The following is a 26,553-nucleotide window of genomic DNA, read 5'->3' as shown; positions in this document are numbered from 1 at the left end:
TCTTAAGAATGATTTGATCGAAGATTGGATTAGATCCTGGTCCGGATACGGCTCAATGTTTCCAATCTGATGGCGAGGAAAGAAGCTATATATTTTAAAGAAACCCGGTTGATCAGATCCGGAAAAGAAGTTAAGAATCGTTTATATCTTTTTTCAGACGAGGAAATTCTGCAAATATATGCACGCTCCTCTGCCGAACGGTAATATAACTCCATCATCTTTCTACCCACAATGTTCGCTTCTGTAAAGTTTTCAAACAGATAATTTGATAAAACATGCGGAATGGCAATTAAGTCTACATCTTCCAATGCCTGTAGATACTCCTCTGAATCGCTTTCTACCCATAAATTGCGTATTGTTCCTACCACTTCATCTTCTTTTGAAATCCAGGTGGTAATTTCAGCATCGCCATCTTTTATAAATCCCCTAACTATTCCTTTTACAATTAAAAACAGGAATTTATTTGGATCACCTGGCGAAACCAGATATTTATTCTTTTTATAACTGACCGGAAATGTATGTTGATTTATGCGCTTTTCTATCTCCTCATTTAACGGGTTGAAATTTTTAAAAAAAGCGATAAGCGGCGAAACACTATTATATTTCTTCCACCTGTCCACATCAGATAAATTAACTGCGATCATAAAAAAATTACGGTTTGGATAGACGACATCTCTAAATAAGAGAATTACGCAATAATAATAACAACATAGATTTTAAAAAAGAAGTTTTTATTCACTTATAATTAAAATTCTTTCTCAACGCCAAGACCAAACAAAGCAAAATCGTACTTAACCGGATCCAATGGATCAAATTCCTTCAATTGAGTAGTTAATTCTACAGCAGTTAACCAATCCGTTTGCTTTCGGTTAATGAGACCTAACAAGCGCCCTACCCTATCTACATGCACATCGCATGGACAAATCAAATCTTTAGGCTTTATCGTATTCCAGATTCCAAAATCAACACCATTGTTATCAGTCCTCACCATCCACCTTAAAAACATGTTCAAGCGCTTGCAGGTTGATTTTTGCTGTGGTGAAGAAATGTGCTTTTTAGTGCGGTGCGGAAAGTCGTCCAATGAAAAAAAATACTGTCTGAAATAATTGAGGCACTGCTCTATAGAAACCTGGGGCTGTCCTGCCAAATAAACCTCAGAAGCAGGATATGCCGCTCCTCCATCAGCGATCTCCAGATGGGCATCAAGAAAAACTTCCTGTTTAGGTAAAAAAGCCTTTTCTAAACTATCGAAAAGGCTGTAATGCATTTTAAAAAAAGAAATAAAATAAAGAAGATCTGTATCGTTAAAGGTGCGGTGTTTAAAATTCAGCAAACGCTTTAAATCATCATCACTGTGGTGAAGCACAAAATCATAAGGCGCATTATCCATCCGGTTAAGCAGCTCCCGGCATTTATTGATAATCGTTTTCCGTTGCCCCCAGGCCAAAACCGCAGCAAAAAAACCAGCAATTTCGATATCCTGTTTTTCATCAAAAAGATGTGGAATGCAAACCGGATCGTTTGCGATAAAATTAGGCTGATTATACTGCTCAACTTTACGGTCCAGAAAATTTTTCAGTTCCAGAAATTGCATATAAATAATTATTTAAACGAAAATAGCAGCACAACAATGACTACCTAAACCGGATTGAAACGGTATCCTTTTTTGTTTTTTTGGGTTTTAATGAATGAAGCACTTCAACAAAAAAGATTAAGTGTAAAGCCGGATGAACATTAAATTAGCACAGTACTTGCTTTACAAAAAATAAAAAATCGGGCAAATGTTAACCATAATACCCGATTGTAATTTTAGGCCAATGCGCTTTCCAGATCTTCCAAAAGATCATCGATATCTTCAACCCCAACGCTTAAACGAAGTAGGTTATCGGTAACGCCAACCTTTTCTCTTTCTTCTTTTGGAATAGAGCCATGCGTCATGGTAGCCGGGTGATTGATCAGTGATTCTACGCCGCCTAAAGATTCAGCAAGCGTAAACACTTTAAAATTAGAGGAAATCCTGAATGTTTCTTCCAGATCAGCACCTTTTAAGGTAATCGAAATCATGCCTCCAAAGCCACGCATCTGTTTTTTAGCCACATCATGGTTTGGATGATCTTCAAAACCCGGCCAGTAAATTTTATCAACTTTGGGATGTGCTTTTAAATAATGTGCAATACGTTCCCCATTTTCGCAATGTGCTTTCATTCGGAGATGAAGTGTTTTAATGCCTCTTAAAACCAAAAAAGCATCTTGCGGACCTGGGGTTGCACCGCAGGCATTGTAAATAAACCAGAGGTCTTTGTACAATTGATCATTATTGGTTAACAAAGCACCCATTACTACATCAGAATGGCCGCCGATATACTTGGTTACCGAATGCATCACTATATCAGCGCCTAAATCGATAGGGTTTTGCAGGTATGGCGATGCGAAAGTATTGTCAACAGTTAAGATTAAATTTTTCTCTTTGGTGATTTTTGCTACCCCTTCAATATCAATAATCTGCATGGTTGGATTGGTAGGTGTTTCTATCCAAACCAATTTTGTCTTATCATTAACATAAGGCAGCATATTTTCCGGCTTAGAAAGATCCAGAAAATGGAATTTGATTCCGTATTTGGTATAAATTTTAGTAAAAATACGGTATGAACCACCATAAAGATCATTTCCGGTAATCACCTCATTGCCAGGCTGCAATAATTTCAATACGGCATCTGTAGCCCCCATCCCACTGGAAAAAGCTAAGCCATATTTGGCATTTTCCAAAGCAGCTAAACAATCTTCAAGTGCTTTACGCGTTGGATTGGTACCTCTCGAATACTCATACCCCTTGTTATCTCCAGGAGATTTTTGCCAATAGGTAGAGGTTTGATAAATTGGTGTCATTACCGCACCAGTGGTTGGATCAGGCTCTTGGCCCGCATGTATGGCTTTTGTTGCGAATTTCATTTTTTTAAGATTTGAGATGTGGGTAATAGATTTGAGACAATAGATTTGAGATATGAGTTTTTTCTCAAATCTCACATCTCATATCTCATATCTCCTATCTAAAGCTACCTAATATGCTCGTGCAAAAAGTACTCTCTGGATAGATGGTTTTCCTGAATAAATACAAACACCATCTTCCAATTTATTATCTAAAGGAATACAACGGATGGTTGCTTTTGTTTCCTCTTTAATTTTTTGCTCCGTTTCTGGCGTTCCATCCCAATGTGCGGAAATAAAACCTGCCTTGGTATCTAACAATTCCTGAAACTCTTCGTAGCTGTTAGCTTCGGTAATATGCTCATCCCGATAAGCCAATGCCTTATTGAACATGCTTTGCTGAATATCTTCCAACAATTTGACAATGTAAATATCCAGGCCTTCCTGCGGTACCGTTTGTTTAACTTTGGTATCTCTACGGGCAATTTCAACTGTTTTATTTTCCAGATCACGGCCACCAATCGCAATGCGCACTGGCACACCTTTCATTTCGTAATCTGCAAATTTAAAGCCCGGACGTTGTGTGTCACGATCATCATATTTAACCGATATCCCCATACCTCTTAAACGTAAGCTTAGCTCATTAACGTATGAGGAGATTTTAGAAAGATCTTCATCACTTTTATAAATTGGAACAATAACCACTTGGATTGGAGCTAGTTTTGGCGGGATAATCAATCCAGAATCATCGCTATGTGCCATAATTAATGCGCCCATTAAACGGGTAGAAACGCCCCATGAAGTAGCCCAAACATAATCCAGCTTTCCATCTTTGCCAGTAAATTTAACATCAAAAGCTTTTGCAAAATTCTGACCTAAAAAGTGTGATGTACCAGCCTGTAAAGCCTTACCATCCTGCATTAAAGCCTCAATGCAATATGTATCTAAAGCACCTGCAAAACGCTCATTCGGTGATTTACGGCCTCTGATTACCGGCACAGCTAACCAATTTTCTGCAAAATCGGCATAAATATGCAACATGCGTTCCGTTTCCTCAATCGCCTCTTCTGCGGTTGCGTGTGCGGTATGCCCCTCCTGCCATAAAAATTCTGCTGTTCGTAGAAATAACCGGGTACGCATTTCCCACCTTACCACGTTTGCCCATTGGTTAATGAGTATTGGTAAATCACGGTAGGATTGGATCCATCCCTTATAGGTATTCCATATAATGGTTTCTGAAGTTGGACGGACGATTAATTCTTCTTCCAATTTGGCAGTTTCATCAACTATGATATTGCCATTACCATCATTTTTTAATCGATAATGTGTTACAACGGCACATTCTGTTGCAAAACCCTCAACATGAGATGCTTCCTTAGAGAAAAATGACTTTGGGATGAATAATGGAAAATAAGCATTTTGGTGTCCTGTATCTTTGAACATTTTATCGAGTATGGCCTGCATTTTTTCCCATATAGCATAGCCATTTGGCTTTATAACCATACAACCACGCACAGCAGAGTGCTCTGCCAAATCTGCTTTTAACACGATATCATTATACCACTGGGAATAATCCGCTTCTCTACTTGTAATTTCTTTGCTCATCTTATGTATTTGGAACGTAATTTGTACGTTAAAAAGTGTAAAATTAGATGGCAAATTTATAAATTTATGCCTACAAACGATTAACAATAACCTCAATTATTTTATGCCTGTTCTTTGAATTAAAAAATAGGCAATAATTAGTTACTTTTGATTGGTTTATTAAATAGGTAAACACACACAACTAAATATAAACACAATGAAACCAATTCAATTTTTACCCATTGTCATGATTGCCACTGCAGGACTGGTGGCCTCATGCTCAACATCAAAATTGGCTCAAACTAAGCCAGTTGATGATGTGTATAATTCTGTAGCTAAGGCAAGAGAAGTGGAGGTTGTTCTTCCTTCTCAAAATCAACAGGCACAGAATCAAAACAGCGGTCAGGAAGAATATGATGAGTATTATGGCACAAGTAACCCATATTACGACATGGATTATTCCTCAAGGATAAACCGCTTCCATAATGGATACAGCTTTCAGGGCTATTATGATCCTTATTTTGATAATTATTATTACGGCAGCAGCTACGGACCTTCCAATTATTTAGGCATTGGTTTAGGTTGGAATAGTGGTTACGGTTTAGGATGGGGCGGTGGCTTCGGTTATGGTGGTGGATGGGGCTTCGGCAGCATGTGGAATAACCCATATGCTTATGGTAACTATGGCTTTGGATGGAACAATCCATGGGGCTGGAACGCCTGGGGTCCTTATTCATACTACGATCGTTATGGTTGGGGCGGCGGATATTACGGCGGAGGCTGGGGTATCGGTGGAGGATACTATGGCGGTGGCGTGTACACCAATAACAATTTCAGACCTAGGCCTGGAAGTAATGACAGAGGTGTACCTAGATACGGCAATGGAAATAGTGGTAATGTTGGCAGACCTAGTAGAAGTGGAATAGTTAATCAGAATGGCATATCTTATTCACCAAATAACAACGCTGGAAGGCCGGTAAGAAATCAGGGTGGTTATACTCAAAATGATGGCATGCAAAGTGGCAGACCAACCAGAAATAATAATTATTCACCTCAACAAGGTTCACAAAGCAGCAGACCTACCAGAAATGAAGGCTATACTCCTCCTGCCAGAACCGAAAGCAGACCAAGTTATTCTCCTCCACCATCATCATATGGCGGCGGCGGTGGCGGCTCTACTGGTGGTGGAGGCGGCGGTGGTTCAAGACCATCAAGAGCTGGAAGAGGTTAATTATAAAATCTAAACACACAAATGAAAAAAATAATCCTGGCTTCTCTAGTGGCTACAGTAGCTGCTATGGGAACAACGTATGCCCAAAGTTATGCACCTGATGCGTTCCGTTTCTCTCAAACCAATTATGGTACCTCTGCCCGGTTTAAAGGAATGGGCGGCGCGCAAATTGGTGTTGGTGGCGACATCGGATCAATTAACGCCAATCCTGCTGGCTTAGGCTTATTTACCAAATCAGAATTCAGCATAACACCTGAATTTAATTCAGTATCAAACAACAGTGCATATTTAGGAAATAATACAAAAGCCAATAAAAACCAGGTTAATCTGAATAATATCGGTGTAGTGTTTTATAGCCCAGCTGCTAAAATGAAAGGATCTGATGTAGATAAAGGTTTAGTAAGTACAGTATTTGGTTTGAGTTATACCCGCAATAACGATTTCTTGAACAACATCAGCTATAATGGCACAAATAATAATAGTTCTATCAGGGACTCTTACGTAGATCAGGCCAATAATTTCGGTGTATCAAACAGCATTGCTGGTGATGCCTATAATAGTTTCCTGATTAATAAAAACACCCCTACTTTTCCAAACCGATATTCTGCAGAACCTTACAATAACGCCAGTTTTAGACAGAATTGGGATGAGGCACGTTTAGGTTCAACTTCAGAATTTAATGTGGCTGGTGCGCTAAATTTTGGCAATAAGGTATACATTGGTGCAACTGCAAGTTTTGTTAATGTAAAATATACCAGTGATGCTACCTTTACAGAATCAGGTGTGGTTAACTCATACAATGATGGTGATGCGGTACCAACGTACAATGGAAATGAAAATTACAGCCTTAACCACTTTAGAAATCAACAAACTAAAGGTGGCGGATTCAATTTAAAGTTAGGTGCAATTTTCAGACCGGTTAGCGAATTAAGGATCGGTATAAATTTCCAGACCCCAACCTGGATGAACATCGAAGATAATACCAGCGAAACCTTACAGGCAACTACTGCCGGAAACGCCAATACCGGACCAACTAAATCCAACAATCCAACTCAATATTATGGATTCACGTATAATCTGCGCACACCACTAAAGGCTTCGGCAGGTATTAGCTATGTTATTGCAGGTACTGCATTGATATCGGCTGATGTGGATTATGTGGATTATGCTTCAATGCGTTTTTCTGATTCTAATGGCTCAAGTATTTCTACGATAAATGACAATAATGCTTTCATCAAAGCATCGTATAAAGAAGCTGTTAATTATAGGGTTGGTGCAGAAGTAAAAGTTACCAATGAATTAAGTTTACGTGCAGGTTATGGTGTAAATGGAAACGGTATTAAAGGTGGCGATAATAAATTTTACCAGGGCCAATACTACACAGGTGGGTTAGGTTATCGTATCGATAATTATTATTTTGATGTTGCATATCAGAACTACAAAACAAACTTTAGCTCAAGCCCTTACTTGTTAGACGATTTTAGCGAGCCTGTTGCTGATGTTAAAAGCAATAGAAATAATGTTTTCCTAACTTTTGGAGTAAGATTTTAAGTAATAATATTAATCATTATGAAAAGGCTTCAGTAAATTTACTGAAGCCTTTTTAGCTTATAAAAATTAATCTTCAAATTGTAATACCCACTAATATTATCACCAGAAAACACCTGTTCAGCAAAAATCTATTTAAATTTTAACTAACCCATGCTTTACCGCATATAGAGCCAGTCCGGTACGACTTTTAAGCTGCAGTTTTTCGCACAGTGAATTCCTGTACCCATCAATGGTACGCGGGCTTACAAACATTTCAGCTGCAATTTCATTATAAGTTTTTTCAGTACAGGTATATTTCAAAAATTCCATCTCTCGCTCTGTCAATTTTACAAAATCTGATATCTTTGACCAGATGATAATGCACTTAATGATTGCATTACCTTTCGTGTAACCAGGTCGTTGTAGAAGTAGCCTTTGCTAATTACCTCGTCGAAAGCTCTTTTAAGTTCGTCAGGCTCAGCATCTTTTAACACATAGCCTTTGGCGCCATTGGTAATCATTTTAATGATTGCCGTTTCAGCATCCATGGTACTTAAGGCAAGTACATTTACTTCCGGATGATTTATACGCAGCCATGAAGCCGTACTATACCCATCCATTTCGGGCATGTTGATATCAAGCAAAGCAATATCAGGCACACCATATATTTCAAGTTGCCTGATAAAATCTTTTCCATTGGCCGCTTCAAATAATATGTTATAGGATGAAAAATAGCTGATCAAAGCGGCTAATCCTTTTCTAAATAAGGCATGATCATCAACCAAGGCTATATTTTTAATCTTCTCAGACATAAGGAATAGTTAAGGTAATCTTAGTTCCATTATTAATTTCGCTATTGATTGTCGCTTCTCCCATAATCAATTTAGCACGTTTTGTAATATTCAGAAGCCCCAGTCCTGTTTCCATTTTCTCTTTTTCACCCGCACTAAAACCGACACCATTATCTTCAATCGTTATGTTTAGCTGTTCCGCAAAATCAAATCCAATATTAATTGTGGTGGCTTGGGCATGTTTTAATATATTTTGCAAACTTTCCTGCACAATCCTGAAAGTGATTATTTTCTTTTGTTCCACAATATGCTTTTCGCTACCCATTACTTCAACCTTGCAAACAATTACCCCTGCCCTGCTGATACGCTGTAGCTCCTGCTCAACTGCCTGTAATAAACTTAACTCCTGGATACGGCTGGTACTCAAACTTTTTGCAATGTCACGTAAATCGGTAAGGGCATTGCCTACATTCCCTTTAATTTCAGTAATCAATGATTTATCGCCGATTTCATTTTGCTCTAGAATGCTCAGTTGTAGCTTAGCTAAACTTAACAACTGTCCTACATTATCGTGTATTTCTTCGCTTATCGTTTCAAATGTCTGCTCCTGCATCTCCAAACGCGATTGGAGCAACTGTTCTCCATACTGTTTTTCCAGTTCACCTTTTTCTTTTGCATACTGGAATTTCTTTTTCTGAAAATAGAGCATCAGGAAAACGATCGCGCAACTAAGTGCGAAAAAGATAATTATACTAGGAATAATTACAAAGAGGACTTCCTGATTTTGATCGTTTTGCATAAAAAAGCATAAGCAAACAGTAAATACATGATAATATTGGTTATTAAATTCAGGTTTTTCAATTTAACTGCTAACTTTTCGTAGTTTTCTGTCAAATAATGAAACATCCCCATATAAGGTACAACGCAGGTGTAATAAACAATTAAACCTATAGCAATCCAGAATTCACCTTCATTAAAAAGTGATGTAGTTTCTTCCGAAGTCAATTTTTCGTAGCAATAAATAAGTGCAAAAAAGATCATAAATGTTCCGCCAAACACAAAAGCATAGCTACTCCATTGTAATATATTAAAACAGTAAAAACTAAATATATACCAAAGCAGTGGGAACATAAATAAGAACAATTTTATTACTTTTTGTAAGTAAACATTTTTGACAATCTGTTTAAAGAAATAGGCATAAAATATAAATTCCACCAAAATAAAAAAATTGTATTGAGGTAGCGTATTCCCCTCATAACCAAATTCTTGTTTGAAGAAAAACACACTAATTTCGAACAGAAAAGTATAAACACATAACAAAGCAACCGTTTTAAGTTGCTTTGTTAATTGTAGCATTTGGTAAATTCCTACTGTTGAGGTAATACCTAAAACAATCAGGTATAAATATTTGAGATACATAAAATTTAAATATTTATCTAAAATAAGCATTTACTATTTATCTGAGACATCAAGTGCTGCCTTATTACCTGATGATGGAGGCGGAGTGGGATCCCCTGTATCAAAGGTATCGCCCAAAAATCTTTCCATCGTTAACGCTAGCCTTGCATCAAATTCGGTACTATCAATATCCTGAATCCCAATATCCTTTTTTCCGTTCATAAAAGAAAAAGCAATGGTTAGCCTTTGTCTTCTCTCTTTAGCACCTTCAACGGGCTGCGGAAACGAATAGTCTTGGTTAGAATAAGATACAAATCGAATTCCAAAACCGTTTATTATATTCCCAGCCTTACCTTTTTGATATATCATTTCTTTAATCGTGTCGGCTACCTGCAATAAGCTAAACCATATGTGCTTAGTTTCACGAATGAGATTTGCACGATCATTGTCTGACAGGGTTTCGAAAAGAATATTACGCTTTACATTTTGATAATTATGAACCCAAAGTCTTGCGTTATCTTCCTTAATTGTCTCAAATGTTTTTCCATTGAAAGCATAATAAATTTTATCATCAGCTTTATTTACACCGGTAGTTCTAACAAAAATGAGTGTGAGTATGCCACATTTATCTTTATAAACATTTCCATCGCTTGATGGGGAAGCAAAGTATACCCTAACACCATCATCTTTTCCAGGCCTTGTAATAAGCTTTGAAAAAAAAGTAATGGCTTCATCTATATTCACAAAATCCAGTTTTCTGTTTTCGGGTTCTCCTTCTTGCAAAGATGTAATCGTATTAAGTATCGGATACTTATAATTATTAAACCATAGTTCACGATAATTGCTTTCTAGTTTAGTTACGAATGTACTTGGTAATGGTTCCATAGCTTTTAATTTAGTTTGAGGTTTATAAAATAATTTATACTTGAATATACACTAACCATATTTGAAATAGAAAATATACAATTGCTAAAAAACCATACAGCAAACTCATTTCAAGCGCTAAAAATGCCCTAAATAGCTTATATATCAATTTTAAGCCAATTCTGCAAACTTCCATTTATTTTAAAATACCGCGATTTTACGGTAGGGTGTTGCGCTTTTCACGCGTATAAATTCCAATGTTTTCACGCTTGATTTGGATATGGTTACACTGGTAGATTTGGGTAAGAAAACGGTCGAATTAAATTCGATCATTTTTTAATCCTGATATTAAAAATATGAGGTAATTAATCGAAAACTATAAAACTAAAGTCATGACAAAACTCTCATTAAACAAAGTCGAATCCTTTATCAAGGACCTAGACCAAAATCCTCAATTAAAGCAGCAATTTGACGCTGACCCAAAGGATACATTAGTTAAAAAAACAGCTATTAATCCTAAAAACGATGTTTGGATATACAGATTAGTAGTTAGTGCACTAAGCTTGGTTTTATTAGTAGTTACCACTGGTATTTTAATCAATGTTAAAGAAATACAAGCTGCAGATAAAGTAATTACAATTATCGCTTCAATCGGCTCTGCGGTAATCGGAGCACTAGCGGGATTGCTTGCACCATCAAGCAGCAGCCAGGAAGTAGATTAATTAAAAAATTACTAAATAATTAAATTCTAAAACTATATAGAAATGATAAACAAAATTCGAAATATTGGACTTGCACTTATCCTATTCCCAATAGTATTAAGTAGCTGCATTAGCCTTAAACCTGTCAATAATTATGCTACAGCATCACAAAAAAGTATTAATCAGTTTGAAGATATTAAGTATAGCTTCAAACAAAATTGCTTGGATAATTGCCTGGATAAGAAGATTAACGATCTTAACTTAAATGCGAAAGATTGTGATTGTAAATTAAATGAAAAGGCAGATAGCGTAACCTTACTAATCTATAACGCTACAAAAGGATACATTGAAGGTTTGGCTAATCTTTCTAACAATGAGCTAACCAATTATAAAATAGACGAGTTTACAAAGGCATTAACCGAAAATGACTTTGGATCTGTCAAAATAGAAAAGCAACAAGTTGAAGCCTATTCTAAAATTTCAAAAATAATTTTAAGAGCATTAACAGATGGATATAGGAAAAAGGAAATCAAAAAATACATAGTAAATGCAAATGAGCCTTTAAAGGTGTTAATTAGTTTTTTAGATTTCAATTTATCTAAAAATCTTATTGGCAAATTAAATGTTCAGAAACAAAGAATTGAAAGCTACTATTTTGATTTGACTAAAGACGCAACGCTATCTACACTCGAGAAGAGAAAAGCAGTTGAAACATATTATCAGCAATTAACGAAAATCGAAGATAAGGAGAAAGAATTAATGGTTTTTTCAAAAGCATTGAAAAAAATTGAAGAAGGGCATCAAAAGCTTGTAGATAATATTGACAACATAAAGGACGAACGAGTTAAAGAACTTCTTACAGAGTATGCGAGCCATATCCGTGAGATTATTTCAGAATTTAATAAATTAAATAAATAAAAAGATGGCAAATTTAACATCACAACAAGCGAATCAGATTGCAGGCATTTTTTTAACCTTAGCTCAATCTATTGGTGATTATAGATATAAGAATTTTGAAAGATTATCAAAATCAGAAAACCAACAAATAAAAGAATTACACTTTAAAATTCTTGAATGTTCCGATAATCTTTATACACTATCAGCAACATTGGTAATGAACGATATCAAAGAATCTTTGGCTTCAATTAACCATATTTCAGCTCAAATTAACGAGACATATAAAACACTTGAAAGTGTCCAAAAAGCAATTAATATAGCGACATCAATTATCGATTTAGGAGCAGCAATAATTAGTAAGTCACCGCAAAATATCGCAGATTCAATTAAAGACCTTAAGTCTGTTTGGAATACTGCTTAATCATTATTTTAAACTCAAATAATACCAAATAACGCTCCACCAGTCTTAACATTTTTTCATTAATCTTGGCCTCTACCACTCCATCCTTAATTAATTCTGATGCGTGGTGAGGCTTTTTTAGTTCATCCTGGATTCATCAATGAAATTTAACAGCGCAATTCACTCAAGATTTACATGCTTATTGGCTTTCCAAAACCAAAATTCCTGGCGTACTTAAAACAAAAAAGGATACCCAAAACCTGGATATCCTTATTACTGTTTACCTGAGTTCGATTAATAATGTACTTTAATTCGAGTTATTTGGCGCCTTGCATGAACGGTCGTCACCCTGATCCGATAGCTATCGGATTTGTTTCAGGGTCTTTATAGCACGGTGGTTTAACAGGAAAGATGTTGACCACGTACTAGCTACAAGACAATTGAAAATACTACTTCTGCTTGCAAAATAAATCCGATCTATCGGATCAGCATGACAAAACGGCTAGCCAATTCGTTCTAATAAAATACATTAATTTTTAAACATTAATCGAACTCAGGTTATTTACTAAACTAATTATTTAATTCACATCCCACCACAACCTGTCAGTAATTTTAGCCTTTTGCTGGGGTTGTGGGTTGGCGGTAATTTCGGAATTTGGATAAAGTACCCGTCTTGGAATTTCTGAAAGTGCATTTTTCACTTTCGTTAAAACCGGGAATCCGGTGCGGCGCCAATCGGTGTAATTCTCTGCATTTAAAAAATTAGAGATAGACTTTTCTTCCATAATTAAACGGAGTGCATTTGTAGCGGTAAGGGTGCCTCTAGCAGCAATATATGTATCTATATCGGCAGCGCTGACCCCAACTTTAGCCATGTGTTGCTTTATCCCCTCCTGGTAAAAAGGTTGTGCAGCAGTAAAACCCGATACAACCAAAGTAGCTTCAGCCTTAATAAACAAAGCTTCTGTGTAATTTACGAGGTAGTTATTTGCATTTGCACCAGCATAAAAATCGCCAGGAATGGAATAAGCCTCCAGACTTCCAATATCTGGCAAGCCGATTTCCCTACCAGTATATAAACCAGTTTGTTTAGCTGGTTTAACCATTTTGCTTAGCCGAGGGTCATTACGTGTTTTAAAAGCATCAACAAAAGTATTGGCTAATACAAATGTGCTGGCTGGCAAAAAATTCTGCTGCCATGGATTTTCCGCACCTGCAGCACCACTAAAAGTAATTTTGGCATCATCATCATTACTTTGCATGCCATTGGTTAAAGCAGTTAAAGCCAGTTGCGCCTGCGCTGTTGCCGTATTACCAGGTGCTTTACTTAAATGCATATAATAACGTGCCTTTAAAGTATAGGCCAGTTTTTTCCACTTTGTCATGTCGCCGGCATAAAAGTAATCATCACTTCCAGGTGCTAGTCCAGCATTCTTGCCTATATCAGCTATGCCCTCATCCAATAGTGATTGAATCTGAAAATAAATTTGTTGTTGACTATCGTAAACCGGGGTTGGTTGGTTTATTCCTAAAAATGCCTGACTATAAGGAATGTCTCCCCATGCATCTGTTGCATACCCAAGTGTATAAGCCGTAAGAATTTTAGCAATTGCGGTATACTTGAAATTACCACCAGCTGAAGCCTTAATTTTTAATAGATTTAGATTATTCAGGGTTCTAACATACACATTGTTCCAATCGCCATCCATATCAATATTATACATCAAATAAGTACCAAAATTTGGGGCTACCTGATTAAGTGCCATTACCTGCATGTATTGTTGTAATACTACACTTAAATTTCCGTCACCAGATGCATTGATATTTTGTGAGATCAACATTTGTATAGGTGGCAACATCAACGACTCTTTAACATCAATAGGTCTGTTGGGGTCATCGTTTACATCGAGGTATTTTTTGCAACCGGCCAATGCTACCATTAGGGCAAATACTAAAATAAAATATATCTTTTTCATGTTATTATTTCTATTTATTAAGGTCTATAAGGTCAATTTCACACTAAAGTCAACAGATCGTGAGGTTGGCGTTGAGAACGAATAAATCCCTTGCGAACCATTTGATGAGCCAAATGAGCTCACTTCCGGATCACCACCAGTAAAGTGTGGGGCATAAATCCAAAGGTTACGACCTGTTACCTGAAAACCAATGGTTTTAAAAGGTGATTTTTGCAACCAGCCTGGTTTTAAATTATAACCAAGGCTTACATTACGCAATTTAACATAGGTTCCATCCTGAATTACAGATTCTAAAATACCATTGACACGCTGATAATAGGCCTGGCCCAATACCGAAATCGTATTTGGCAAACCAGTTGTAGCGTTAATACCCTCAACTACCCTCGGACCGCGATCTTCTGTAACCTTTGGTGTACCATAGAAATAGCCATAACCATCTACATTGTTTTGAATATCTCCACCCTTTTTCATGTCAAATGAGAAGCTAAAAGTAAATTGCTTGTACTTAAAATTATTTACAATGCCACCCATCCAATCAGGATTAATATCACCAATAATCCCCTGAGTATCGGCAGCAAAAGGAAGACCAGTATCATCCGTCAACAACTGTCCGGAAGAATTGCGAGCATAACGGGTACCATAAATAACGCCATATGGCTGGTTAACAAAAATAAATGTGAAGCCGTTGCCAACCTGGTTCAGGTCTTTATAAATAGAAAGCACTTTATTTCTGATGCGGCTGTAATTAATGGTTAAATCCCAGCTAAAATCTTTCGTGGCAATAGGTTTGGCATTTAATAGTACTTCGATACCACGGTTGCGCATTGAGGCAGAATTTACACTGGTAGCGTTAAAGCCAGTTGAGGGCGCCAAAGCAACCGTTGGAATAATCCCATTCCTGGTTTTCTTATCAAAATAGGTAACTTCCAACCCTATGCGGCTTTTAAAAAAACCAGTTTCTAAGCCCACTTCAACCTCGTTAATACGTTCGTTTTTAAGGTTGGGATTGTTAAGTGTCTGACTTATTAAGAAACCCGATTGCCCCTGATAAGGGAAAGTGGTGTTTCTAATCGTTTGCGATTCGTATGGTGTAAGTAAGCTATAGGCACCAATGCTTGCATTACCCACAGTACTGTATGATACCCGAAGTTTACCAAAGTTCATTACGTTAGAAAGACCTGACGAAAAGAAATTAGAGAAAATAAAACTCGTGGCAGCTGAACCATATGGGTAAAAAGTATTGTCTTTAGCTAATACCGAAGCCCCATCATATCTCCCTGTCAAGGATAGGATAATGAACTTCTTGTAATCAATATTAGATTGCAGGTAAAAACCTACTTTGCGTGTTAGGTAACTGTTTTCGGTAAACTTAACCGTAGAAGCAGAACCAATATTATTAAATCCGGGAATGGTAATACCCAAACCATTGGCGTAACCATTTTGTGAATACGTAGAAATGATATTGTTTCCGAGCAAAGCTTCGATATTGAAATCTCCAAAACTTTTATTCGCATTCAGCATCAAATCGTTATTGTACTGTCTGAAATTGGTATTATTATTTACAATCCTTCCATTGGGATTAGAAACCGAAAGTAACGACTCGGTGTATTTACCCTGCTCTACATATACATCGGCACCAAAACGTTCGGTAATGGTTAACCAGCTTAACGGCTTATAATCGGCAGTAAATGTGGGCAGAAAACGGTTAACTACTGAAGTATTACTGATATTATCTAACACCCAGTAAGGGTTGTTACGAGAGAAACGATATAAACGCTGGCTCCCATCTGGATTTGTAGAAGGTTGCAAATTATAGGATACGGGCGCCGAAAAAATAGTCCATACCGGGCTTTCTAAAGCATAACCTTCTGGCAAACGGCGGTTTTTGGTATTGGCATAGTTTAAGGAAAAAGTAACATTCAAATCTTTTACAATCTGCGTCGTAAATTTTCCGAAAAGCGTATTACGGTCGAATGATGTGGTAGGTACCGTTCCATCCTGAGCAAAATTGGTATAAGACAGGAAATAAGAATTGTATGCACCTCCACCAGTAACAGCTACCGTATTGGAATATGTTTTGCCGGTTTTGAAAAACAAATCAGACTGATTATACACTGGTGCTGGCAGGCCATTGATTTTTAATGTATCCATTCTTGCACCCCAGGAGGTACTGGTTTTCTGATTTACACCATCAAAGTACACACCGTTAGAGCCTAGCGAATATTTATCCTGGATTTCTGGCAATAGCGGTTTTTCCACCGAAAAAGAGGAAGAAAAGCTAATACCAGGCTTTTTATTCAGTCCACCTGCTTTGGTGGTGATAATAATCACACCTTTTGCACCGTCAGATCCATATAGCGCTGTTGCTGCACCACCTTTTAACACATTAATGCTTTCGATAATATTAGGATCAAGATCGGCAATACGATTGGTGCCTGGCCCCATGTTGAGATTACCTGTTTCATCATTATTAACCGGAATACCATCAATTACCATCAAAGCCTCATTATTACCGTAGAGGGAATTGGCACCCCTGATTACTATACGGGATGAACTTCCTGGTGTACCAGAAGAACTGGTGATCTGTACCCCAGAAACTTTACCCGCTAATGCATTTACCAGATTAGGTTCTTTCGATTGGGTAATCTGATCGCCTTTTACTTCTTGCGAACTATAAGTTAAATTTCGTTTTTCGCGTTTTACACCTAGGGCAGTTACTACAATTTCATTCAGGTTTTGCTGATCTTCGCTTAAAGTGATGGTTATGTTGCTTTGCCCACTATACGCAAATTCTTTGGTGGTATAACCAATTCCACTAAAAACAATAGTAGCCGGGTTTGGACTATTAATTGAAAATACACCTTTCGCGTCAGAAGAAGTACCACCGGTTGTTCCCTTTATTTTTACTGAGATTCCCGGGATTGGCTGCCCCAGTGCATCGGTTATTTTTCCGCTGATAAGCGACGTTTGACCATAAATCTGTACAAAACAGAGCATGGCCAGTGTGAAGAAGGTAATCTTTAGTTTGGTCATCGTTTTCGGTTTAGTTAGTAGTATGACCAAAATTAAGCTTATAAAAAGCCAGATTAAATGATGATTTTACCTTGTACTAATCAAAAATTAACACAATAATTAAAACGATATTTAAAATGCTGATAAATCTGAATGCATTTATTCCAAAATCTACTGGTTTTAGGGATTTCATTTCTGCATTACTAATAAATACGGATATTGTCTGCCATCCATTAAAGTTAAGGGGTACAAATCTCAGAAAAACATGATTATTGGCTGAGAGAGATCGTTCGATAGCTATCCGATTGGAAATAATCTTAACGCAAGCACTTAAAGTTCTTTACACGCGAGAGGATGACGACCCTCTTAATGGATGCTATCAATTTTTAAATAGTTTAGTGCATTTATTGCCGATTCGGTAATTTAAGAAGTCTTCGGCTAAGCTCAGACCTGACAACGGCTGTGCATAAATTAATCGCATGGCTAGAATTCTGAAAGGTGCTACAGATTATAGAATAGAAAATACTTTCTCACTCATTTTATACTTGAGGATAAGTTATACTTAAATTGAATTACTCCAGGCAGGTATTGAAGTTTAGTCGGCTAAAATAATCTTAGTTTATAACTATAAAAAGTAACCGATTGCGCTCCTTAAAAAAATGGCTACAGAATAATATTTATTTTTTGAAAACGATCGTTCAGCAATTCTTCGGTAACAGCCGCCCCGTTATCCGCTTTATCCCGATAGAAACCTGTGAAACAAGAGTAACAGTATTTAAATCGGGATGCCCGCTCCTACCGGGTTTATTAAACAGAAGTAGCTGCAAAAAACCTAACTTTAGTTCATGAGTAAGTACTCTGCCTATAATCTTATTACAGGATACGCCATCCAATCCCGATCCGATAGCAATCGGATGAAGTGAACATGAAGTAAAAGTAAAACGAAAAGCGGGACGATACAATAATAGCTAGCGATTAAATAGTGCGTAAAGGGCCCCGCCTTCTTTACTCATTTCATCAATCTTAGCCTCTACCACAGCATCTCTGATCAGTTCGGGTGCATGGTGGGGCTTTTTTCGTGCATCAATAATCATCGAGCCTTTACATCCCCAGTGTTTATTAACGATAAAATCGTTAACGCCATAGATATCTGCTGCCGGGTTGCTTCTTGTAAAAGCTACCCACACTAGGTTATCTATAGTTGCGGCAGTAAATATCGAATCATCTGCTAATATGATTAAAGGTAATCCGGATAAATCCTGATCCATTAATGCAATATTTAACAGCGCAATTTCAGCGGCCGTTTTTTCAGGGTTTAGATACTTATTACTTTCCAAAACCAAAACACCTGGCATCGCTATTTTGGGTTGGTAAAAATCATTACTCAGTTTCAACGCTTCTGGAATCTTGTCCCATAATTCCCGTCGCTTATCCCCTGCTGCTGCTATGACTACTTTCGATCCACTATTTAATCCATCGCCACTGTAATCTAGTGTATCAATGGTCGTATTGGTGTAAAAATGGATATCCCGGGTTAAATCTACCCGCTCCAATATATGCTTGATAAAATCTTCAATATGATGGGTACTCAATTGCTGATCATCCTCTTTGGCCGCTATAAAAAGGTATTTGGCTAAACTTAATTGGTTTTTACCTAAAATGTGGTTCGCAATAGTTAAAATTTCCTGTGGTCTTCTTTCTTTTAAATAAGGTGTATAACGCTCGCTACCTATGGCGAAAAGCAATGGATGAACACCAGCTGCATCTACCGCATGTACCTCTTTTAAGCCATGTATTTCCTGCGGAATGGCTGAACCTGTAATCTCATGAATCAATGCACCAAAACTGGTATCCTCTTGCGGAGGCCGACCAACTACTGTAAATGACCAGATGGCATCCTTTTTATGATACACATGGTGCACTTTCATTAAAGGAAATGGATGTATTAGGCTATAATAGCCTAAATGATCACCAAAAGGTCCTTCTGGTTTATTTTCATTTGGATAAACGGTTCCTGTGATGATAAAATCAGCATCTGCAGAGATGCAAAACCCTTCATCATCATAAAAATAGCGGAAACGCCTGTCGCCCAGTGCACCTGCAAAAGTCATTTCAGACAAACCTTCAGGTAAAGGCATTACAGCAGCCAGTGGATGTGACGGTGGACCACCAACAAAAATACTCACCTTTAAAGGCTGCCCCAGTGCATTGGCTTTAGATTGATGTACACCTATCCCCCTGTGAATCTGATAATGCAAGCCAATTTCTTTATCCTGGATATAATCGTTTCCACCCAATTGAATACGATACATTCCAAGGTTTGCATTCAAAACACCAGGCTTTTCTATATCTTCAGTATACACCTGTGGCATGGTAACAAATGGTCCGCCATCCATAGGCCAGTTCACAATCTGCGGTAACTGACTGATACTCGTTTTGAAAAATTTACTTTTGGCAGAAGGTGTTTTTAACGGCAGCGCAGACAAAGCCGACATTGCAGAACCCGCATATTTGAAAGGATTTTTTAATGCTTTTATAGGATCGTTCCTTAACGAAACCAACTGCTGCACTTTGGGTAAGGTATCTCTGAAAATGAACTTTGATCTTTCTAAAGTTCCAAACAAATTTGAAACTGCAGGAAACGGACTTCCTTTAATATTTTCAAATAGAATAGCCGGACCTTTATTTTCATAAACCCGTAAATGGATGGCCGCCATTTCTAAATAAGGATCTACTTCTTCTTTTATTCTGACCAAATGACCATGCTTTTCAAGATCGGAAACACATGCTGCTAAACTTTTGTATGCCATGTCCAAAGATAAATAATTAGACTTTCTATGAAACAAAAAAGCCCTATATAAGCAGATTTTACAATAAAGCTACTTATATAAGGCCAATAACCTACCAATAATGATATTATTTCTTACCAGCAAAAGAACGTAACATCCAGGTATTTTTTTCTTTAAACTGCATAAAACGGTTAACCATATCGTTAGAACCATCATCGCCAGCAGCATCAGTGGCCTCTAAAAGCTCTCTTTCCAATTCAATCAATGAAGCCATATCATCTAAAATGGCATCAACCATATCAAGGTCTTTCATACCTATGGTATCAATCTCTTTAATTTTAGATTCTTTAATATAATCGGCAAAACGGCTATGTGGTGCTTTACCTAAGGTTAGTACACGCTCAGCAATTTCATCAATGGTTAGCTGTGCATTGGTATATAATTCTTCGAACTTTACATGAAGCGTAAAAAAATTCTGCCCTTTAATGTTCCAGTGGCAACCTCTTAATTTTTGATAATGAATGTGGTAATTAGCTAAATAATCATTTAACAGATCTACCACTGGTTTAACTTCTTTTTCGTTCAAGCTTATTTCTTTAGCGTCCATTTTATTATGATTTATAATGTTTTTGATGTGAACTTAACAAACAACATTTATAAAAGTTTGCTCAATTTTTTCTTTTGAACAATACGTTATTTATTAAATCGTTTAATATCTGAAAACAAACAAAGGGAAGGCATCATAAACATTTGTAAATGAATAGTATACTGATATAATGAGGTTAAAACCATCTCATTTTCACATAAAAGCTGACAGTTCAGCTTAAGATGGTTAACAATATTATTCGTATAATTGCGGTCCTTGATTTAGAAATTTATATAAAAATAAATGCATAAAATATATTTATCTGCTGTTGTGTTATTTGCCTTAAATATTGCAAATGCAAAAGCCAACACAGCAAGAGACTCTATCGGTGTAGAAAATAATAATGGCAAAAAACTCATCGTTCACCAAACTGTAGCAAAAGACACTTACTATTCTATTGGGAGAAGATACAACGTATCTCCGAAGGATATTATGGCTTTTAACAACAATAAATATCTACAGGTTGGGGTAATTATCAAAGTCCCTACAAATGTTCCTTTTGCAGCTACCGGATCATCGAATACGGAAACAACTTCTGCAACAGCCAATGTGATTGAGCATACCATTAAGCCAAAAGAAAACTTAAATATGCTGGCCGAAAAATATGGCACTACAATAAATGAAATTAAGGCATTAAATCAGTTAAAAGGCAATAATTTGAGCATTGGGCAGGTTTTAAAAATACCGGCAAAAAACGGAACACAAAATGTAGCAGCTGAGCCAGCTGTTACTCCACCTGCAAAAAATAATACAGAATCAACTGCAAACACTACTCCGTTGTCAGATCAAACCATGATCGAACATACCGTGGCGGCAAAAGAGTTTTTAGGAAAAATTGCAGAAAAATACGGTACTACAGTTGAAGAAGTAAAAAAAGCCAATAATCTTTCAGGCAATAACCTTCGGATCGGACAAAAACTTAAAATCCCTGCAACCAAAAATATTAATGAAAATAAGGTAGTTACTGTTGCTGATGAAAAACCGGTACAAGAAAGCAAATCTACAGATGCTGCAGGCACACATACCGTTTTAAGAAACGAAACGATCTTCACCATAGCCAAGCAATATGGCATTACCGCTTACCAGATCAGGACAATGAATAATCTTCCTGATAATGCCATTACCATCGGGCAGGTTTTGAAGGTGCCTGGTGGAGGTATTGTTACTGATGTTCAGGTTCCAAAAGAAAAACAGGCAGAAACAAAAGCAAAAGAAACGCCCGCTGCAAATGAAGAGAGTTTTATCCATACGGTAGCTACTGGCGAAAACATTTTTTCGATTGCTAAAAAATACAACTTAACAGCTTTTCAGATCAGAACGGCAAATAAACTGGAGGATAATAATATTAAAGTTGATCAGAAACTGATTATTCCTAAACCGCCACAACCTAAATCGGTTAATGATTTATCCAAAGAAGAACAGGAAAATGAGCCAGACAGTACCATGGTTAAAGATCCTAAACTTCGCCGCGATCCGAGCGTATACGGCTTAAGCCAGATCGAAGAAAAGGGAACTGCAGTTTGGATAGCAGACCAGGATCTTGATGGAACTAAAATGTTGGTTTTACACCGTACAGCGCCTGTAGGCAGGGTAATTAAGATTACCAACCCAATGACTAACCGCACTACCTTTGCAAAAGTTGTTGGTAAATTTACAGAGAACGAATCTACAAAAGATGTTATCATTGTAATGACTAAAGCTGTAGCCGATTCATTAGGTGCTTTAGACAAACGTTTTTTCTGTAATTTAACTTATAGTGCTCAATGAGTGTAAATAAAAAACCATTTATAATTGGCATTGCCGGTGGTAGCGGATCGGGTAAAACATTCTTCTTAAACTGTTTTCTTCACCATTTTAAACAAGATGAAGTAACACTTGTATCGCAGGATGATTATTATATCCCTGCGGGCGACATGACTCAGGAAGAAAACAAGCTATACAACTTTGATCTTCCTTCTACCATTGATAGCGAACAGTTTCTAAGAGATATTAAACAGCTCATTAACGGTGAAGTAGTTTATAAAAAGGAATATAATTTTAACAATCCACTGGCAGTTGTAAAAATCCTGGAGATTAAATCTGCTCCCATTATTATTGTTGAAGGGCTTTTCATTCTTCACTTTAAAGCAATTGCATCGCTATTAGATCATACTATTTTTGTAGATGCAGATGAACAGGTTGCTTTAGATCGCCGAATTAAACGCGATGGTTTAGAGCGTGGATATCCTGAAGAAGATGTATTGTACAAATGGCACAATCACGTGGTACCCGCTTATAAAGAATATCTGCTACCCTATCGCAACCAATGCAATAAAGTTGTGATGAACAATACCAACGAACCTGATGAAATTATCGCCATTACAGAAGATATTTCAAATAATTTAAGAAATAGCATCCTGGTTGATATACAGTAAATAGAAAAGGAGTCAAGCTTTAAGAGTTTGACTCCTTTTTGACCGTAGGTTGTCAGCCTGAGCGGAGTCGAAAGCTCGCCATAATATAATTTAAGGCGTTTCTGCAGGCTCAACGTGAGAAAATGGGAATCATTCAATCGCAGTGGTTTCTGCCCCAAAAAAACTACTGATTAATCTAATCTCATTTCAGGGATTTCTCCTTCTATTACCAATCTTCCTGCGGTAGATTGTTGTATAAATTCGATACTCACACCTGGGGCCCGTTCTAAAAGTTTGAAACCACCTTCAGGTAAAATATCCAGAACGGCCAGTTCAGTTACAATTTTTTTAATGCATTTAACACCAGTTAGCGGAAGCGTACATTTTGGCAACAATTTGCTTTCTCCAGCTTTATTAATGTGCTGCATAGCCACAATGATATTTTTAGCTGACGCTACTAAATCCATTGCTCCGCCCATTCCTTTTACCATTTTACCAGGAATTTTCCAGTTGGCAATATCTCCATTTTCTGACACCTCCATGGCGCCCAGAATGGTTAAATCTACTTTTTGAGCACGGATCATCCCAAAACTCATTGCCGAATCAAAAATAGACGATCCAGGCAAGGTGGTAATGGTTTGTTTACCTGCATTAATTAGATCGGCATCTTCTTCCCCTTCAAAAGGAAATGGTCCCATACCTAATAAACCGTTTTCAGACTGTAACACTACATTAATTCCTTCTGGAATATAGTTGGCCACTAATGTAGGTATGCCAATACCAAGGTTAACATAATAACCATCTTTTATTTCTTTAGCGATACGCTGCGCGATCTCTTCTTTTGAAAATGCCATTTATTTATTTTTTCCAATTAAGCCTAAATGTGTGTGATTAAATGCATCGCCATACTTCAAACCATAACCTAATGCCCTATCCATACAAGAGTGGGCAAACAGGATGATACCAGTTAGCTGCAATACGGGTAAATGATAATAAAAACCGATCAAGAAAATTAAAATTGCTATCGCTTTATGGTGAACTACATTATAAAACCACGCACCCACTTGCGGGCCTACAAGATATCCTAACATGCTCAAATCTGGTACAAGCAATAATACCGGAAATATCCACCAATGAAATGACAATTTAGAAAAGGCAAATATTGCCATTAGAAACATGGCCATTTCTTCAATTGCAATTATTTTCTTCATTACGATTTTCTTCTTACCGTCCGTTGTTCAATTCTTTTCTCGTAGTTTTTACCTTGGAAGATGCGGTGTACATAAATACCCGGTGTATGAATATAATCAGGATCTAATTCGCCAGCTTCTACCAATTCTTCTACCTCTGCAATGGTAATTTTGCCGGCCATAGCCATTACGGGATTAAAATTTCGGCTGGTTGACCTAAAGATTAAATTTCCTGCGCGATCACCTTTCCACGCTTTTACAATTGCAAAATCTGCATCGAATGCATATTCCATTAAATAATCCTTGCCATCAAAATTACGGACTTCTTTACCTTCTGCCACTTCCGTACCTACACCTGCAGGTGTAAAAATTGCAGGCATGCCATATCCTGCAGCAAGACAACGGGTAGCCAAAGTACCTTGAGGAATTAGTTCTACCTCAAGTTCACCGCTCAGCAACTGCCGCTCAAATTCAGCATTTTCACCCACGTAAGAAGAAATCATTTTTTTAACCTGTCGTTTTTTCAGCATTAAGCCAATACCAAAATCATCAACACCTGCGTTGTTAGAAATACAGGTCAGATTTTTCACCTGCTTAGTTACCAGGGCATTTATACAATTCTCTGGAATACCACAAAGTCCGAAACCACCAAGCATGATAGTTGTACCATCTGATATATCTTTGATGGCCTCTTCAGCCCCAGATACCACTTTATTTATCATTTTATGAATTTTTGGTTAGGCCGCTAAATTACAAATTGCCTACAAAAATGCAGCATTTAAATTTTTAAATCTATATGGAATATTATTTGATTGGAATTAATCTAAATAACCACTACCTTTGTATTGCAATGATTAACGAGAGAGAAGATAACATATTCGTATTGCCCACTGACCCTGAATTTCAGAAGGGCATGGGTTTTATTTTCAGTTGTACAGCAGCGCACAAAAAATGTTGCGAAAAATTCAAAAAAGGCAAACGCTGTAAAAAGTGTCCTGGACAGAAAAAATAATCGACTATTTTGCTATTTCTACAATTTTATCATCACTTCCATTACTGGTACAGATATAAATTTTTCCTTCAGGTGATTGGCAGACAGCTCTCACCCTACCATAAGTATTTACATAAAAATCTTTTGTGCCGGTAATTTTAGTCTGTGCATCATCTAATTTCAATTGCATCAGTTTTGTACCCTTTAATACCGCCAACAATAAAGAGTTTTTAAACTGCGGGATATAGTTGTTATTATAATAGGTTAAACCACTTGGTGCAATAGTTGGCGTCCAGTTGATTAATGGTTCTGCTACATTGTTCAAATTGCAAAAAGACTGCTCTCCACTTTCATTACAAAAACCTTTAATATTTGGCCACCCATAGTTTCTTCCTTTTTCAATAATATTAATTTCATCATCAGAATCAGGTCCATGTTCTGAAGAGAAAATTTTATTGCCCACTTGAGTCAATCCCTGTGGGTTTCTATGGCCCAAAGACCAAACCGGATTATTTGGGTAAGGATTATCAGCAGGGATAGTGCCATCTAGATTGATTCTTAAAATTTTCCCAGCCAAAGAATTAATATTTTGAGGAAGGTTAGTATCAGCAGCATCACCAGTACTGATAAATAATTTACCACCACTGATTAACAAACGCGAACCATTATGGATAGAAGCAGCCGGAATCTGATCCAGTAAAACCAGCGGGCTGGTTAAATTTCCTACCGCGTAAGTATAACGTACCACTTTAGCTTTATAGGTACTTCCATAACCATACACTACATAAACATAAGGATTACCGGTAAAATCGGGATGTAGCGTCATTCCAAGCAAGCCGCCCTCTCCATTTGTACGTACTTCGGTTATGGTTAGCAAGGCTGTTACCTGACCTGTAGCAGGATTTAATCGACTGATTTTACCGGCCTTTTCCGTAAACCAGATGAAATTATCCGGACCATATACCATTTCCCAGGGAAGACTCAGTCCAGATACAATTACTTTTGATTTTAATTCTACATCAGGCAAGTTACCTGGATCTTCATTACCACTGTCGGTCTTTTTGCAAGTTGTGGTAAATAATACCACAAAAAGGCAGAGTAAGATTTTTTTCATAACCGTAACGTTTTAAAAATAACATAGTTACAGTTATAAAAGTTTTAGTTTTTCTGTAAGTACTTTTAGATATTACCATCTGACAGATTTCAAAAAAATAATTAGTGCAGGATGGTAACAT

Annotated in this window: 24 protein-coding genes; 7 read left to right on the top strand and 17 right to left on the bottom strand. The window is 37.1% G+C overall.

Annotated elements, in window-relative coordinates; genetic code table 11:
- Positions 1–29: 29 nt before the first annotated feature.
- The 4 genes from OQX63_RS06485 to proS form a co-directional block, all read right to left on the bottom strand.
- Entirely contained in the window at positions 30–644 is a 615-nt protein-coding gene (locus OQX63_RS06485; protein ID WP_265850081.1) for a Crp/Fnr family transcriptional regulator, read from the bottom strand.
- 101 nt (positions 645–745) lie between these two features.
- On the bottom strand, positions 746–1,594 hold the full coding sequence (locus tag OQX63_RS06480; RefSeq protein ID WP_265850080.1) for a TIGR02757 family protein: 849 nt from the start codon (positions 1,592–1,594) through the stop codon (positions 746–748).
- Positions 1,595–1,809: 215 nt separating this feature from the next.
- Complete coding sequence (locus tag OQX63_RS06475) at positions 1,810–2,967, bottom strand: cystathionine gamma-synthase (protein WP_265850084.1); 1,158 nt, start codon at positions 2,965–2,967, stop codon at positions 1,810–1,812.
- 90 nt (positions 2,968–3,057) lie between these two features.
- Entirely contained in the window at positions 3,058–4,530 is a 1,473-nt protein-coding gene (proS, locus tag OQX63_RS06470) for a proline--tRNA ligase (protein WP_265850079.1), read from the bottom strand.
- A 196-nt stretch (positions 4,531–4,726) separates the two neighbouring features.
- On the opposite strand from proS, the gene OQX63_RS06465 reads away from it, so the two are divergent.
- Both OQX63_RS06465 and OQX63_RS06460 read left to right on the top strand, forming a co-directional pair.
- Complete coding sequence (locus OQX63_RS06465; protein ID WP_265850078.1) at positions 4,727–5,740, top strand: hypothetical protein; 1,014 nt, start codon at positions 4,727–4,729, stop codon at positions 5,738–5,740.
- A 21-nt stretch (positions 5,741–5,761) separates the two neighbouring features.
- Positions 5,762–7,291 carry an OmpP1/FadL family transporter gene (locus OQX63_RS06460; RefSeq protein ID WP_265850077.1) on the top strand — a complete coding sequence of 510 codons (1,530 nt, stop codon included), beginning with the start codon at positions 5,762–5,764 and terminating at the stop codon, positions 7,289–7,291.
- 132 nt (positions 7,292–7,423) lie between these two features.
- Here the strand turns inward: OQX63_RS06460 and OQX63_RS06455 are convergent, their stop codons facing one another.
- From OQX63_RS06455 to OQX63_RS06435, 5 genes are read right to left on the bottom strand one after another with little or no spacing between them, the layout of a single operon-like run.
- Positions 7,424–7,600: a response regulator transcription factor gene (locus OQX63_RS06455; RefSeq protein ID WP_265850076.1), complete on the bottom strand. Its 177-nt coding sequence runs from the start codon at positions 7,598–7,600 to the stop codon at positions 7,424–7,426.
- Between the two features lie 17 nt (positions 7,601–7,617).
- A complete protein-coding gene (locus OQX63_RS06450) occupies positions 7,618–8,082 on the bottom strand; it encodes a response regulator (RefSeq protein ID WP_265850074.1) in 465 nt (154 codons plus the stop codon).
- The gene (locus OQX63_RS06445; RefSeq protein ID WP_265850072.1) at positions 8,075–8,860 is read right to left on the bottom strand and encodes a sensor histidine kinase; all 786 of its coding nucleotides are present in this window, start codon (positions 8,858–8,860) and stop codon (positions 8,075–8,077) included. The genes OQX63_RS06450 and OQX63_RS06445 overlap by 8 nt, the downstream gene beginning before the upstream one ends.
- Positions 8,824–9,480: a hypothetical protein gene (locus tag OQX63_RS06440; RefSeq protein WP_265850071.1), complete on the bottom strand. Its 657-nt coding sequence runs from the start codon at positions 9,478–9,480 to the stop codon at positions 8,824–8,826. Before OQX63_RS06440 ends, OQX63_RS06445 begins: the two co-directional genes overlap by 37 nt.
- Positions 9,481–9,513: 33 nt before the next feature.
- Entirely contained in the window at positions 9,514–10,344 is an 831-nt protein-coding gene (locus OQX63_RS06435; protein ID WP_265850070.1) for a hypothetical protein, read from the bottom strand.
- 371 nt (positions 10,345–10,715) lie between these two features.
- Here OQX63_RS06435 and OQX63_RS06430 point away from each other — a divergent pair, with 371 nt between their 5' ends.
- The 3 genes from OQX63_RS06430 to OQX63_RS06420 are packed head-to-tail and all read left to right on the top strand — an operon-like array spanning position 10,716 to position 12,342.
- Positions 10,716–11,045: a hypothetical protein gene (locus OQX63_RS06430; protein WP_265850069.1), complete on the top strand. Its 330-nt coding sequence runs from the start codon at positions 10,716–10,718 to the stop codon at positions 11,043–11,045.
- Positions 11,046–11,087: 42 nt separating this feature from the next.
- Positions 11,088–11,942, top strand: coding sequence for a hypothetical protein (locus OQX63_RS06425; protein WP_265850068.1), 855 nt, complete (start codon positions 11,088–11,090; stop codon positions 11,940–11,942).
- Positions 11,943–11,946: 4 nt separating this feature from the next.
- Complete coding sequence (locus OQX63_RS06420) at positions 11,947–12,342, top strand: hypothetical protein (RefSeq protein WP_265850067.1); 396 nt, start codon at positions 11,947–11,949, stop codon at positions 12,340–12,342.
- Between the two features lie 557 nt (positions 12,343–12,899).
- Here OQX63_RS06420 and OQX63_RS06415 read toward each other — a convergent pair.
- The 4 genes from OQX63_RS06415 to OQX63_RS06400 all read right to left on the bottom strand — a co-directional run bounded on the left by OQX63_RS06415 (position 12,900) and on the right by OQX63_RS06400 (position 20,705).
- On the bottom strand, positions 12,900–14,297 hold the full coding sequence (locus tag OQX63_RS06415; protein WP_265850066.1) for a SusD/RagB family nutrient-binding outer membrane lipoprotein: 1,398 nt from the start codon (positions 14,295–14,297) through the stop codon (positions 12,900–12,902).
- A 24-nt stretch (positions 14,298–14,321) separates the two neighbouring features.
- Complete coding sequence (locus OQX63_RS06410) at positions 14,322–17,330, bottom strand: SusC/RagA family TonB-linked outer membrane protein (RefSeq protein WP_265850065.1); 3,009 nt, start codon at positions 17,328–17,330, stop codon at positions 14,322–14,324.
- 947 nt (positions 17,331–18,277) lie between these two features.
- Positions 18,278–20,119, bottom strand: a complete 1,842-nt coding sequence (locus tag OQX63_RS06405) for a UbiD family decarboxylase (RefSeq protein ID WP_265850064.1) — start codon at positions 20,117–20,119, stop codon at positions 18,278–18,280.
- A gap of 106 nt (positions 20,120–20,225) precedes the next feature.
- Positions 20,226–20,705, bottom strand: a complete 480-nt coding sequence (locus OQX63_RS06400; RefSeq protein ID WP_265850063.1) for a Dps family protein — start codon at positions 20,703–20,705, stop codon at positions 20,226–20,228.
- Between the two features lie 282 nt (positions 20,706–20,987).
- On the opposite strand from OQX63_RS06400, the gene OQX63_RS06395 reads away from it, so the two are divergent.
- Entirely contained in the window at positions 20,988–22,511 is a 1,524-nt protein-coding gene (locus OQX63_RS06395; RefSeq protein WP_265850062.1) for a muramidase family protein, read from the top strand.
- Positions 22,508–23,158: a uridine kinase family protein gene (locus OQX63_RS06390; RefSeq protein WP_265850061.1), complete on the top strand. Its 651-nt coding sequence runs from the start codon at positions 22,508–22,510 to the stop codon at positions 23,156–23,158. Before OQX63_RS06395 ends, OQX63_RS06390 begins: the two co-directional genes overlap by 4 nt.
- Positions 23,159–23,328: 170 nt before the next feature.
- Here OQX63_RS06390 and OQX63_RS06385 read toward each other — a convergent pair whose 3' ends face one another.
- From OQX63_RS06385 to OQX63_RS06370, 4 genes are all read right to left on the bottom strand, one after another.
- The gene (locus tag OQX63_RS06385) at positions 23,329–23,991 is read right to left on the bottom strand and encodes a CoA transferase subunit B (RefSeq protein ID WP_265850059.1); all 663 of its coding nucleotides are present in this window, start codon (positions 23,989–23,991) and stop codon (positions 23,329–23,331) included.
- Positions 23,992–24,348, bottom strand: a complete 357-nt coding sequence (locus OQX63_RS06380) for a DUF4260 domain-containing protein (RefSeq protein WP_265850057.1) — start codon at positions 24,346–24,348, stop codon at positions 23,992–23,994.
- A complete protein-coding gene (locus OQX63_RS06375; RefSeq protein WP_265850055.1) occupies positions 24,348–25,049 on the bottom strand; it encodes a CoA transferase subunit A in 702 nt (233 codons plus the stop codon). The genes OQX63_RS06380 and OQX63_RS06375 overlap by 1 nt, the downstream gene beginning before the upstream one ends.
- Before the next feature lie 294 nt (positions 25,050–25,343).
- Complete coding sequence (locus OQX63_RS06370) at positions 25,344–26,432, bottom strand: PQQ-dependent sugar dehydrogenase (RefSeq protein ID WP_265850054.1); 1,089 nt, start codon at positions 26,430–26,432, stop codon at positions 25,344–25,346.
- Between the last annotated feature and the right edge of the window lie 121 nt (positions 26,433–26,553).

Origin of the sequence: Pedobacter sp. PF22-3, assembly GCF_026239555.1 — a bacterium.
Lineage (GTDB): Bacteria > Bacteroidota > Bacteroidia > Sphingobacteriales > Sphingobacteriaceae > Pedobacter.
This window is presented reverse-complemented; position numbering and strand designations above follow the sequence as displayed.